The sequence below is a fragment of the Comamonas jiangduensis genome, assembly GCF_030162955.1.
Classification (GTDB): Bacteria; Pseudomonadota; Gammaproteobacteria; order Burkholderiales; family Burkholderiaceae_C; genus Comamonas; species Comamonas jiangduensis.
Map to the genome: position 1 here is coordinate 189,236 of NZ_JARXOV010000006.1, position 12,943 is coordinate 202,178.

Below are 12,943 nucleotides of genomic sequence, written 5' to 3' on the forward strand. Positions count from 1 at the left end.
TACTCCCTCTTTGTGCTCTCTCGACCCTTGTTGTTTTTGATAACGCTGCTGAGGAAGGTTACATGCGGAAGTGTTCGCCGAGGTAGACCCGGCGCACATCCGGATTTTCGACAATCTCCTGCGGCGTTCCCTGTGCTAGCACCGTGCCATCGCTGATGATGAACGCGTGGTCACAAATGCCCAAGGTTTCGCGCACGTTGTGGTCGGTAATCAGCACGCCGATGCCGCGCTCCTTGAGAAAGCCGATGATGCGCTGGATCTCGATCACCGCGATCGGGTCGATACCGGCAAAAGGCTCGTCCAGCAAGATAAAGCGCGGGTTGGTCGCCAGCGCCCGCGCGATCTCGACACGGCGGCGCTCACCGCCGGACAACGCCAGCGAGGGCGACATGCGCAAATGCTCGACGCGCAGCTCTTGCAGCAACTTGCTCAGCTGCACCTCAATCTCTGCCGACGACAGCGGCTTGCCCGCTGCGTCTTTTTGCAGCTCCAGCACGGCACGCACGTTGTCTTCCACATTCAGCTTGCGAAAGATCGACGCTTCTTGCGGCAGGTACGACAGCCCCAGGCGCGAGCGCTGGTGGATGGGCATATTGCCCACCGAGTGGCCGTCGATGAGCACATCCCCGCCGTCGCTGCGCACCAGGCCCACAATCATGTAAAACGATGTGGTTTTGCCAGCGCCGTTGGGCCCCAGCAAGCCCACCACCTCACCTTTTTGCACCGTGATGGAGACGTCTTTGACCACCTTGCGGCTGCCGTACGACTTGGCCAGATGGCGGGCCTCCAGCTTGCTGGTGCCTGCGATGTCTTGGGTCTGCTCAGCCATTACTTTCCTTGCAAATTCAGGGTGCCGGAAGGCTGCAAGGGCTGCGCTGGGGCGGTCGAGGGTGATGGGGCAGCGGTGGCCTTGGGCGCCAAAATAGCGCGCACGCGGCCCCCGGAGCCTGCGGGTGCCGACGAGGGCTCATTGCTGCGCTTTTCACCATCTACGGTAAACACGTCGGTCAGATTGTTATAGGTGATGACGCTGCCCATGATGTCGTCGCTGAGCTTGCCACCGGTATAGCGGCGCAACTGTCCACGGCGAATCAGCTTCACGTCATCGGTCTGGCCGTTGTACTCAATGACCTCGCCCTCGCCTTCGACAAACTCTTCAGGAGCGCCAGGCGCCGTATCACGCTTTTGCCGGAAAAACGCACGCTTGCCGGGTTCTGCCTTGACCACGCCATGCTGGTAACCCTGTGCATCTTGGCGCACATCCAGCTGCGCACCGCGCAACACGATCGAGCCCTTGGTCATCACCACATTGCCGGTGAACACACTGGTTTGCTTGAGCTCGTCATGGCGCAAGGCATCCGCTTCAATGTTCATGGGCTTGTCACGGTCAGCACGCTCGGCGTGCGCAATACCGGAAACGCCGACAAAGGCGGTCAACAAGAGGCAGGTGAGGAGTTTGGGTGTCATGTGGGCAGGGCACGTTTCTTGCAGCACATTGTAGTCATGCATGCTCGTTTTCCATGAAAAAAGCCCGCACAAGGCGGGCTTTGTGGCTGTGCAAGGGCTGGCAACCCTGTCTGCATCACGCGTTGGCGCTTTGTGCAACCAAATGCTGCACCACATTCAGCACGTTGGTCATGCTGCCTGCGCGCGGGCCATCGGTGTAATAGCGGCCGGCCACGCCCATGGAAGGCACACCTTCCACGTCGTAGGCTTGCTGCAGCGCGGTGGCCTTGCGCACTTGGCTGGACACGTTGAACGAGTTGTAGATTTCCTTGAACTTGTTCACATCCACGCCTTGCTTGGCCACCCAGTTGAAGATGTCCTCATCCTTGGCCAGCTTGTTGCGCTCTACGTGAATGGCGCGGAATACCTTGACGTGCATGGCATCAAAGTTGTCCATGGCCTGCAGCGCAAAGTACAGCTTTTGCTGGGGCACGAAGCTGGCGTTGAACGCCACCGGCACGCGGCGCACGACCACGTTGGCCGGGGCTTTTTGCTTCCAGGCCGCAAAAGTGGGCTCAAAGTCGTTGCAGTGCGGGCAGCTGTACCAGAAGAACTCCACCACTTCCACTTTGCCTGCGGGGGCTTCGGTGGGTGCAGGCTTGGAAAGGCGCACATAGTCCTTGCCTTCCTTGGGGGCCGCTTGCTGCGCGAATGCAGTGTTGGCACCCCAAGCCAGGGAAGTTGCAGCAGTGGCTGCGGCCAAAGAGAACTGGCGGCGTTGCATCAAAGAGACTCCTTCACGAGATATGGTTGGTATTGAGCATAGGTCGCTCAAAAAGTTCATTGCTGCACGCGCACCAAGGCCGAATCCACCCCAGCGCCGTCCAATTTTTGCTTCAGCTGCTCCGCATCACCACGTTTGGCGAAAGGGCCCACGCGCACGCGGAACACCGGGCGTCCATTTTGCTCACGCTCACTGATGCGCGCTTCCCAGCCCAGCATCGCGAGTTTGGCACGCTGGGCATCCGCATCACCTTGGGTGCGGAACGCGCCAGCCTGGACAAAATAGCTAAATCCGTCCGAGCCAGCGTTGGCGGTGCTGGCGGCCGCCTTGGCTTCTGCCGCAGCTTTGGCATCGGAGGCTTTGACCTGCGCCTTGGCCAAATCACCCAGCGGGTCTGCCGTAGCCGCTGGCGGCTTGGCAACCGGATCAACCGGGGGAGTGGCTACCGAAGTGCCAGGCGCTTCTGGCGCTGCCGCAGCAGGCGCCTGGGGCGCGCGTGAAGGCGAGCTGCCGTAGAGCGGCGAATTGGGGTCCCAACTGCGGTTGCGCTCCTGTTCGGTTTTCTCGATGTCGCGGTGCTCGCCCTTGTTGAGGAAAGGCACTGGCACTTTGGTGACGTACACCGCCACGCCCAGCGCAATGCCCAAGCCCAAGATCAAACCAATGATGAGCCCCAAGATGGTGCCACCACGCTGCTGCTTACCCATAAAACCGCCTGTCACGTTGCTTGTTGTTTCGCTTACATGCGCTCGGGTGCACTCACACCCAGCACAGCCAAGCCATTGTGCAGCACTTGCGCAGTCGCAGCGACCAGTGCCAGACGCGCCAGTTTCACGGCCTCGTCGTCCACCAAGATACGCTCTGCGTCGTAGTAGCTGTGGTAGGCGGAAGCCAAATCTCGCAAGTAGAAAGTGACGTCATGCGGGGCGTTGCCAGCGGCGGCGGCCGTCAGCATTTCGGGGTACTTGGCCAGCAGCAGCATCAGCGCCTGGGCCTGAGGCCCCTCCAGTGCAGACAGATCCACATCCTTGAGCGCAGCCACACCCGCGCCACCAGCTTCTTGCCAGGCACGCAGCACGGACTGGATGCGCGCATGCGCGTACTGCACGTAGTACACGGGGTTGTCGTTGTTCTGCGCCACGGCCAGGTCCACGTCGAAGGTGTACTCGGTATCGGGCTTGCGGCTGAGCAGGAAGAAGCGCACAGCGTCTTTGCTGGTCCACTCGATCAGGTCGCGCAGCGTCACGTAAGATCCGGCGCGCTTGCTGATCTTCACTTCTTCACCGTTGCGCACCACACGCACCATGGTGTGCAACACGTAGTCGGGGTAGCCCTTGGGAATACCCACATTGGCCGCCTGCAAGCCCGCGCGCACGCGGGCGATGGTGCCGTGGTGGTCCGTGCCCTGGATGTTCACCACCTTGCCGTAGCCACGCTGGAACTTCTGGATGTGGTAGGCCACATCGGGCAGGAAGTAGGTGTAGTGGCCGTCGGACTTGCGCATCACGCGGTCTTTGTCGTCACCAAACTCAGTGGACTTGAGCCACAGCGCGCCGTCTTGCTCATAGGTGTAGCCGCTGGCGATCAGGCGCTGCACCGTGTCGGCCACGTGGCCATTGGTGTAGAGGCTGGACTCGAGGTAGTACTCGTCGAACTTCAGGTTGAACGCCTGCAAGTCCTTGTCCTGCTCGTTGCGCAGATAGGCCACGGCAAAGTTACGGATGTTTTCGTAGTCCTCGACATCCCCGTTGGCGGTGAACTCGCGGTCATCGGCCTTCACGGTTTCCTTGGCCAGGAAAGCAGCCGCGATGTCGGCGATGTAGTCGCCGTTGTAGAAGTTCTTGGCCAGCGGGTTGTCGCTGTCGGTCGGCCAGCAATCGTCACCGGGCTTGAAGCCCTTGGCGCGCAACTGGGTGGACTTGGTCAGGGTATCAATCTGCACGCCCGCGTCGTTGTAATAAAACTCGCGGTGCACCTTCCAGCCCTGGGTGGCATACAGGTTGCTGATGGCGTCGCCAATGGCCGCCTGGCGGCCGTGGCCTACGTGCAGCGGGCCAGTGGGGTTGGCAGACACAAACTCCACCAGGATGTTTTCGCCGCGGTCGGCCTGATAGCCAAACTGCTCGGCCTGGCCCAGCACTTCACGGATGATTTCTTGCTTGGCGGCGGGCTTGAGGCGAATGTTCAAAAAGCCGGGGCCTGCGATCTCAATCGCGTCTACCCACTGCTGGAAAGGTGCTGTGGCCATCAGAGCGGCTTGCAGCTGCTCGCCCAGTGCCCGGGGATTGGCCTTCAGGGGCTTGGCCAGTTGCATGGCTGCCGTACAAGCGAAATCGCCATGGGCTGCCACTTTGGGGTTTTCAAACGCAGCGCGTGCGCCGGCGCCTAGCGAAAGGGTTTCGAGCTCAGCCGCCAGCGCGGCGAGCAATTCTTGTTTGACAGAAAGCATCGGGCGATTTTACGTGCGCAGGGCACAATCTGCCCAAGCCTTGAAAACACGCATACAGGGCATCCGATAAACGTCAGGGAGATGGTTGTGCAAACTTCACGCTGTGCGCTGGCCTGCTTGCTGCTGGGCGTGGCCTTCCAGAGCTACGGCGCCAACACCCCATGCTCAGGGCGCAAAGGGGGCATCGACCATTGCATGGGCAGCCAGTTTGTCTGTAAAGACGGCTCCCTCAGCGCATCACGCAAAATTTGTAGCGATACCCGCGCCCCTGCTGCGGCGCGGGCTTTCCAGGCCCCGGCCGCTACCGACACCAGCTGCAGCTGCAGCTGCCGCAGCGGTGCGGTATGTACCGGCCCACGCGGCGGGCGCTATTGCCTCTCAGACAGTGGGCGCAAAAGTTATGTGCGCCGCTAAAGGTACCTGCCCACACTGGGCTACATGCCCCGCGCCCAGAACACGGCAATCACCGCGATCACGGGAATGATGTGGGCTTGCACCATGATCCACGTGCGCACCGCGCGCACCGCCTCGGGCTGGGGCAAGGTGCCCGCCCCATCCAGCGCTTTGAGCCACTTGCGGATGGTGAAGGTGGGGCGCAGCGACAAGATGGCCGCCACAAAAAACAGCAGCATCTTCAGGTGAAACAGCGGCTGGCTGACGTACCACGTCATGCCCTTGGCACCCCAGACGATGCGGGCAATACCCGTCAGCAGCAGGGCCAGTGCGGCCAGGCCGTAAATCATGTCCAGCCTGGCCAAACGGCGCACCACTGCAGCATTCATCCACTCCGCACGGCACAGCGCCGCCTCACTGGAGAGAAACACCACCGCCGTCAGAATGGCCACCAGGTGCAGGCTGGCCAAAATTGCTTCCCAAGTCATCGCGCTATCCCCTTGCTCCAAAACTCAGGGCGTTCATATTGCCCCTTGAGGTAGTCCATCCACAGGCGCAAGCGCAGCGTCATGTGCTTGCGCTGTGGAAACACCACGTAAATCCCGTTGGGTGGCGCGGCAAATTCCGCCAGCACCTCCTGCAAACGACCCGCTGCAATTTCTGACTCTACCTCCCAGGTGCTGCGCCATGCAACGCCCCAGCCTCCCAGGCACCAGTCATGCAGCACCTGGCCGTCGGAGCAATCCAGCGGCCCTGTGGGCTTGAAGTGCACCACCTCGGTGCCGCCATCGCGGCTGGGCAGGCGAAAGGCCCAGCCCCGGGTTTGCGAGGCGTCACTCGACAGCGTCAGGCAGCGGTGCTGCGCCAGCTCGGACGGGTGGTGGGGCGTGCCATAGGCCTGCAGGTAAGCCGGTGTGGCCACGCACAGGCGGCGGTTGTCCGCCATGCGCACGCTGATCAGCGAGGAATCGGGCAAATCCCCCACCCGCACCGCGCAGTCATAGCCTTCCCCGGCCAAATCAACCACGCGGTCGCTCAGGTTCAAAGAGATGGTGACATCGGGGTGCAGGTCGTGGAACAGCGGCACCAGCGGTGCCACATGGCGGCGGCCAAACCCTGCCGGGGCGGTGATGCGCAAATGCCCGGTGGCCTTGACGCCGCCTGCAGAAACGCTGGCCTCGGCATTGGCCACATCGCTCAGCAGACGCTGGCAGTCTTCCAAAAAAGCGCTGCCCTCGTGCGTGAGGCTGATGCGGCGCGTGGTGCGCACCATGAGCTTGACGCCCAGGTGCGCCTCCAGCGCATCCAGCCTGCGCCCCATGATGGCCGGCGCCACCCCTTCGGCCTTGGCGGCGGCCGTCAAACTGCCTTTGGTCGCAACCGAGACAAAGGACTCGAAGGCTTTGAGTTTGTCCATGGCACAAATAATTTATGAACCAAATTGGCCTCTAACGCTTATAAATCAAGCGCTAGCAGCTATGTTTTCTGCACATTCTTCCGTACAGCAGATGCCTGAAGTGTTGCCCACTTTTGCATAAAAGTCATCAGTTATAAGCTTTTTGCCCAATTTATTAACTCCAAACTTTGCAATACAGTGGGAGTAAGGCTCCAAATACTGGGGCTCTGGTTTTCTACTGATCCAAGGGGGTTACCACCATGACTGCACGCACCCAAGTTCACGGCTTGCAAGTTGCCAACGAACTGCACACTTTCATCAACGAGCAGGTTCTGCCCGGTACCGGCGTCGATGCTGCCGCCTTCTGGAAAGGCTTTGATGCACTGGTGGCCGATCTGGCCCCCAAGAATGCTGCCTTGCTGGCCGAGCGCGACCGCCTGCAAGCCGAGCTGGACACCTGGCACAAGGCCAACCCCGGCCCCATCACCGACATGGCGGCCTACCAAAAATTTCTGACACAGATTGGTTATCTGGTCGAGTCGCCCAAGGACGCCAAGGCCACCACCGAAAACGTGGACGCCGAGCTGGCCACCATGGCTGGCCCCCAACTGGTGGTGCCCATCCTGAACGCGCGCTACGCTCTGAACGCCGCCAACGCGCGCTGGGGCAGCCTGTATGACGCGCTGTATGGCACCGACGCCATCAGCGAAGAAGGCGGCGCCGAAAAGGGCAAGGGCTACAACCCCGTGCGCGGCGCCAAGGTCATTGAATTTGCACGCAACTTCCTGGACCAGGCCGTGCCCCTGGCTGCGGGCTCGCACAAAGATGCGGCGGCTTACCAGGTCGAAGGCGGCAAGCTGGTCGTGACTTTGAAGAACGGCAACACCACGGGCTTGAAGGATGCGGACAAGTTCGTCGGCTACCAAGGCGATGCGGCTGCGCCCACTTCGGTGCTGCTGAAGAACCACGGCCTGCACATCGACATCATCATCAACAAGTCCACCCCCATCGGCCAGACCGACGCTGCGGGCGTGGCCGACGTGGTGGTGGAAGCCGCCGTCTCCACCATCTTGGACCTGGAAGACTCCGTGGCTGCGGTGGATGCCGAAGACAAGGTACTGGGTTACAGCAACTGGCTGGGCATTTTGAAGGGCACGCTGACCGAGTCCTTTGAAAAAGGCGGCAAGACCATGACCCGTGGCCTGAACGGCGACCGCATCTACACCGGTGCAGACGGTCAGCCCGTCAAGCTGCACGGCCGCTCGCTGATGTTCCTGCGCAATGTGGGCCATTTGATGACCAACCCCGCCATCCTGTGGGGCTCAGAAGGCAAAGAAATTCCGGAAGGCATCCTGGACGCCGTGGTCACCACCGCCATCGCCATGCACGACCTGCAGGGCCACGGTGCCAACGGCATTCGCAACAGCCGCACCGGCAGCGTCTACATCGTCAAGCCCAAAATGCACGGCCCCGCCGAAGTGGCGTTTGCCGACACCCTGTTTGGCCGTGTGGAGCAACTGCTGGGCCTCAAGCCCAACACCGTGAAGCTGGGCATCATGGACGAAGAGCGCCGCACCAGCGCCAACCTGAAGGCCTCGATTGCCGCAGCCCCTGCACGCGTGGCGTTCATCAACACTGGCTTCCTGGATCGCACGGGCGATGAAATGCACACCGCCATGCACGCTGGCCCCATGGTGCGCAAGGCCGACATGAAGGCCAGCGCCTGGCTGCCTGCGTACGAGCGCAACAACGTGCTGGTGGGCCTGACCATGGGCCTGCGCGGCCGTGCCCAGATCGGCAAGGGCATGTGGGCCATGCCTGACCTGATGAAGGCCATGCTGGAGCAAAAGATTGGCCACCCCAAGTCGGGTGCCAACACCGCCTGGGTGCCCTCGCCCACCGGCGCGACGCTGCATGCGCTGCACTACCACCAGGTGAACGTGGCAGAGGTGCAAAAGGAGCTGGAAAAAACCAGTGCCGACACCGAGCGCGCCAACATCCTGGCGGACCTGCTGCAAATTCCCGTGGCCAAAGACCCCAAGTGGACGGACGCCGAAAAGCAGCAAGAAGTCGACAACAACGTGCAAGGCATTTTGGGCTATGTGGTGCGCTGGGTGGACCAGGGCGTGGGCTGCTCCAAGGTGCTGGACATCCACAACGTGGGTCTGATGGAAGACCGCGCCACGCTGCGCATCTCCAGCCAGCACATTGCCAACTGGCTGCTGCACGGCGTGGTCTCCGAGCAAATGGTGCGCGACAGCTTTGCCCGCATGGCCAAGGTGGTCGACCAGCAAAACGCCGGTGACCCCGCCTACAAGAGCTTGGTGGCCAACCCCAACGGTGCCGCCATGCAAGCCGCGTTGGACCTGGTGTTCAAGGGCGTGGCCCAGCCTTCTGGCTACACCGAGCCTCTGCTGCACGCCTGGCGCCTGAAGGTCAAGGCCGGCGCGTAAGCCATCCACAAACCATAGCTGCTGGCGCTTGATACATCAGCGCTAGCAGCGGTTTTGATGCACATTCTTTCAGGCAGCTTCGGCTGCCTTTTTTTTGATACAAAAAATCCACCTCTACACAGGCCTGCAGCGGCCCGGTGGCGGCGCGATGCTCTAGCATGCGGGCATGCGATCCCATGACTTTCTGCGCTGCAGCCTGGCCGCTGGTTTGGCACTGCTGCTCAGCGCCTGCAACACCATGCCCCCGGCCTCTACCGTGGAACCAGCCCACAGCGCCCCTTCTTCCACCACCACACCCACCCTGACCCCTGCACAGTGGCAGGCCCAGTTACAGGCCATGCCGCTGCCCAGCGTGCTGCTGCTGGGCGAGCAACACGATGCGGCGGCCCACCAGCGCTGGCAACTGGCCACCGTACAAAAGCTGATAGCACGCAAGCAACTGGCAGCCCTGGTCTTGGAAATGGCAGAGCAAGGGCACAGCACCGCAGGCTTGCAGCCTTCCGCCAGTGAGGCCACCGTGCGCAAAGCCCTGCGCTGGGACGACAAGGGCTGGCCATGGAAGGCCTACGGCCCCAGCGTGATGGCCGCCGTGCGCGCAAACATTCCCGTCGTTGGCGGCAATGTGCCTCGCGACAAAATGCGTGACGTGATGCAACAGCCCGAGTGGGACAGCCACCTGAGCCCCGCTGCCTGGGAGCAGCAGCGCCATGCCATTCGCAGCGGGCATTGCGACCTATTGCCCGAGGCCCAGATCACCCCCATGGCCCGCGTGCAGTTGGCCAAAGATGCCCTGATGGCACACACCGCCCAGTCGGCCATCCAGCCTGGAAAAACCGTGGTGCTGATTGCCGGGCGTGGCCATGTGCTGCGCAGCGTGGGCATTCCCACCTGGCTGGCACCGTCTTCCAGCCATGTGATTGCGATGGCGCAGGCGGGCCCCAAGGCGCAAGCCGAAGCCTCTGAGCACGACTTTGTCATTCAAACGCCCGCCGTGCCGGACAAAGACCATTGCGCCAAGCTGCGCGCCCAGTGGGCCCCTTCAGACCCACAAAATCCATAGCTGCTTGCGCTGCTAGGGCAAGGGTTTAAGCACTTTTTATCCATATTTTTATGTATGCCCAGCGTGCACCTGGCTCGTCGCAGCCAGCCTGGTGCCACTGCGTCTACACTTGCGTCCATGACGTCCCCTCTCGACCCGCTGACCTGCCCCTTGTGCGGCCAAGCCAACCAGTGCGCCGTGGCCGCAGGCTTGCCTGCGCAAAGCTGCTGGTGCATGCAACAACGCATTGCGCCCGAGGTGCTTGCACGCCTAGCTGCCGAACAACGCTATCAAACCTGTATCTGCCCCGCATGCGGCCAGAGCCAGCCCCTGTCACCCACAGGCACGTCCAGCTAACGCAGATGGCGTAGGCTGGAGCCTTTCGCATCGCCCTTGGACAACCCATGCCCTTGCTGTCCCCCTCTCCCGCTGCTGCGCTCAAAGCCCGCTATGGCGAGCACTATCGCTGGCTGCTGCTGATGGCTGTGATGGTGGGCACTATTGCCTCTATCATTCCCTCCACCAGCGTGAATGTGGCCATTCCCGCCATGAGCGCTTTTTTCCAGCTGGGGCAAGAGCGGGCGCAATGGATCACCTCCACGTTCATGGTGGCTTCCACCGTGGCCATGCTGGTCACGCCGTGGCTGCTAGGGCGTTTTGGCTATCGCGCCACCTATGCATGGGCGATTGGTTTGCTCATGCTGGGGGGTATCAGCGGCGGTTTTGCCCAACATTTCGAGTTGCTGCTGTTCTCACGCGTGGCCGAAGGCCTAGCAGCCGGCATCATTCAGCCCATACCAGCGGTCATCATCCTGTATGCGTTTCAGCCCAATGAGCAAGGCCGCGCGGGCGGTATTTTTGGCATGGGCGTGGTGCTGGCACCTGCGCTGGCGCCTGCACTAGGCGGTCTGCTGACCGACTGGATGGGCTGGCGCAGCACCTTCTTCATGGTGGTGCCCCCCTGCCTGCTGTCGCTGTGGCTGGCATGGAAATACGTACCCTCCAGCGCGCCCGGGGACAGTACCAGCGGTGAAGGCAGCGGCAAACTGGATGTGCTGGGGCTGGGCCTGGTCAGCGCCGGTACGCTGGGCGTATTGAATGCCTTGGTGGCGTTTCACCACAGCCACTTGAAAGCGGCACTGTTGGCAGGCATGGCCGCGGTGTGCTGGCTGGCTTTCATCCTGTGGCAGCAGCGCCTGCTGCGTACACAGCGCAAGCCGTTGATGGATCTGCGCCTGTTTGCCACCCGCCCCTTCGTCATGGGCTGTATCGTGGCATTTATTTACGGCACCGCCATGTTTGGCTCCACCTACCTGCTCCCCGTTTTCATCCAAATGGGCCTGGGGCTATCGGCCAGCTACGCAGGCAACCTGCTGCTGCCTGCGGGCTTGATCCTCGCCATCACCATCCCTTGGGTAGGGCGCATGGCCGACACCCAGCCCACCCACTGGCTCACCAGCATCGGCATGTTGCTGCTGGCCTTGTCTTTTGGACTGATGCTGTGGGCCGGGCCAGGCATGGCGCTGTGGCTGCTGGCGGGCTTCATCATCGTCGGGCGCATCGGCTTGGGTTTTATCTTGCCCAGCCTGAACCTGGGTGCCTTGCGACCGATTGACCGCGCGCTGATTGCCCAAGGCTCCAGCACCATCAGCTTTATTCGCATGCTGGGGGGTGCCATCGGCGTGGGGCTGTGCGGCATTGTGCTGGAGTGGCGCTTGGCCGTGTACGCCGCCAACCCAGCGATGGATGCGGCACAAGGGCGGATACAGGCATTCCATGAAAGCTTTGTGATGCTGACGGTACTGTGCTTGCTGGCTTTTGCTGCAGCCACCCAGTTGCGCTCCCCGGCACGTAAATCCGCGCCCTGAGCTGTGCGATTGCTGCACGGCGTGGTCTGAACCGTTAGGCTTATGCCTTTGTTTTGTGACCGATTGGAACGCGCCCCATGTGCCAGCTTTTAGGAATGAACTGCAACACCCCCACGGACGTGCGCTTTAGCTTCAGTGGTTTTGCACAGCGCGCGGGCAACACGGGTGATCACACCGACGGCTGGGGCATCGCATTTTTTGAAGACAAAGGGCTGCGACATTTTGTGGACCATGAACGCGCCATCGACTCTCCCATCGCGGAGTTGATTCGCCGCTACCCCATCAAAAGCCGCAACGTCATCGCCCACATCCGCAAAGCCACCCAAGGCGTGGTCAGCCTGCAAAACTGCCACCCCTTTGAGCGTGAGCTGTGGGGGCGCCACTGGGTCTTTGCCCACAATGGCGACCTGAAAAACTTCGCCCCCAAGCTGCACACCCACTTTCGCCCCGTGGGCAGCACCGACAGCGAACTGGCCTTTTGCTGGATCATGCAGGAGCTGTGGAAATCCCACGCCGGCGTGCCCAGCATCGAAGAGTTGACCCTCACCCTGCAAGAACTGGCCCAACGCATCGCCCCCCACGGCACCTTCAACTTTCTGCTCTCCAACGGCGAGGCGCTGTGGAGCCATGCGACAACCAACCTGTTCTTCACCGAACGCCAGCACCCCTTTGCGGCAGCCCAGCTGTCCGATGAAGACCTGAGTGTCGACTTTGCTACCGAAACCACGCCCAATGACAAAGTTGCCGTCGTCGTCACCGCCCCACTGACCAGCAATGAAACTTGGACCCAGTTCGAACCAGGTGTCGTGAATGTCTTTGTGGATGGACGCCTCTACCTCGGCCAATCTGCTGCCAGCAAATAAAAAAGGAGCGCGTAGCGCTCCTTGTGCTTGGGTTTCAAAGAGGTTCAGCCCTCAACTTCAACAAGAGCGCACGCAGTGCGCTCTTGTTTTTTGTCTTTCGGCTTTCTAGCGCCCATAAAACAAAACCCCTGTCTCTTGCGGAGATCAGGGGTTTGTCACTGTAAGAGCCTGACGATGACCTACTTTCACACGGGAGCCCGCACTATCATCGGCGCAAAGTCGTTTCACGGTCCTGTTCGGGATGGGAAGGCC

General features: G+C 61.4%; 13 protein-coding genes and 1 rRNA gene. 6 read left to right on the plus strand and 8 right to left on the minus strand.

The features are described from left to right. Positions 1-58 precede the first annotated feature (58 nt). From lptB to argS, 5 genes are all read right to left on the minus strand, one after another. Positions 59-829: an LPS export ABC transporter ATP-binding protein gene (lptB, locus tag QEP12_RS07205; RefSeq protein WP_219163084.1), complete on the minus strand. Its 771-nt coding sequence runs from the start codon at positions 827-829 to the stop codon at positions 59-61. Next, a complete protein-coding gene (gene lptA, locus QEP12_RS07210; protein ID WP_219164853.1) occupies positions 829-1,467 on the minus strand; it encodes a lipopolysaccharide transport periplasmic protein LptA in 639 nt (212 codons plus the stop codon). Before lptA ends, lptB begins: the two co-directional genes overlap by 1 nt. A gap of 115 nt (positions 1,468-1,582) precedes the next feature. Further along, the gene (locus QEP12_RS07215) at positions 1,583-2,230 is read right to left on the minus strand and encodes a thiol:disulfide interchange protein DsbA/DsbL (protein WP_284213818.1); all 648 of its coding nucleotides are present in this window, start codon (positions 2,228-2,230) and stop codon (positions 1,583-1,585) included. A 56-nt stretch (positions 2,231-2,286) separates the two neighbouring features. After that, complete coding sequence (locus tag QEP12_RS07220) at positions 2,287-2,937, minus strand: SPOR domain-containing protein (RefSeq protein ID WP_284213819.1); 651 nt, start codon at positions 2,935-2,937, stop codon at positions 2,287-2,289. Positions 2,938-2,969: 32 nt separating this feature from the next. Continuing rightward, a complete protein-coding gene (gene argS / locus QEP12_RS07225) occupies positions 2,970-4,679 on the minus strand; it encodes an arginine--tRNA ligase (RefSeq protein ID WP_284213820.1) in 1,710 nt (569 codons plus the stop codon). 87 nt (positions 4,680-4,766) lie between these two features. Between argS and QEP12_RS07230 the strand changes: the two genes are divergently transcribed. Then, entirely contained in the window at positions 4,767-5,093 is a 327-nt protein-coding gene (locus tag QEP12_RS07230) for a YdcA family protein (RefSeq protein WP_370894143.1), read from the plus strand. Positions 5,094-5,113: 20 nt separating this feature from the next. Here QEP12_RS07230 and QEP12_RS07235 read toward each other — a convergent pair whose 3' ends face one another. Then, positions 5,114-5,560: a DUF2214 family protein gene (locus tag QEP12_RS07235; RefSeq protein ID WP_174863323.1), complete on the minus strand. Its 447-nt coding sequence runs from the start codon at positions 5,558-5,560 to the stop codon at positions 5,114-5,116. Then, the gene (locus tag QEP12_RS07240) at positions 5,557-6,489 is read right to left on the minus strand and encodes a LysR family transcriptional regulator (RefSeq protein WP_219163088.1); all 933 of its coding nucleotides are present in this window, start codon (positions 6,487-6,489) and stop codon (positions 5,557-5,559) included. The genes QEP12_RS07235 and QEP12_RS07240 overlap by 4 nt, the downstream gene beginning before the upstream one ends. Positions 6,490-6,728: 239 nt before the next feature. On the opposite strand from QEP12_RS07240, the gene QEP12_RS07245 reads away from it, so the two are divergent. From QEP12_RS07245 to QEP12_RS07265, 5 genes are all read left to right on the plus strand, one after another. Continuing rightward, on the plus strand, positions 6,729-8,921 hold the full coding sequence (locus QEP12_RS07245; RefSeq protein WP_284213822.1) for a malate synthase G: 2,193 nt from the start codon (positions 6,729-6,731) through the stop codon (positions 8,919-8,921). 166 nt (positions 8,922-9,087) lie between these two features. Beyond that, a complete protein-coding gene (locus QEP12_RS07250) occupies positions 9,088-9,981 on the plus strand; it encodes a ChaN family lipoprotein (protein ID WP_174862287.1) in 894 nt (297 codons plus the stop codon). Positions 9,982-10,098: 117 nt separating this feature from the next. After that, complete coding sequence (locus tag QEP12_RS07255; RefSeq protein ID WP_284213823.1) at positions 10,099-10,317, plus strand: cysteine-rich CWC family protein; 219 nt, start codon at positions 10,099-10,101, stop codon at positions 10,315-10,317. Positions 10,318-10,364: 47 nt separating this feature from the next. Then, positions 10,365-11,828 (plus strand): MFS transporter, encoded by a 1,464-nt coding sequence (locus QEP12_RS07260; RefSeq protein ID WP_284213824.1) that lies wholly within the window; start codon positions 10,365-10,367, stop codon positions 11,826-11,828. A 77-nt stretch (positions 11,829-11,905) separates the two neighbouring features. Further along, positions 11,906-12,691, plus strand: a complete 786-nt coding sequence (locus tag QEP12_RS07265) for a class II glutamine amidotransferase (protein ID WP_284213826.1) — start codon at positions 11,906-11,908, stop codon at positions 12,689-12,691. 166 nt (positions 12,692-12,857) lie between these two features. Here the strand turns inward: QEP12_RS07265 and rrf are convergent. Continuing rightward, positions 12,858-12,943: ribosomal RNA gene (rrf, locus tag QEP12_RS17050) — 5S ribosomal RNA — on the minus strand; the annotation flags it as partial.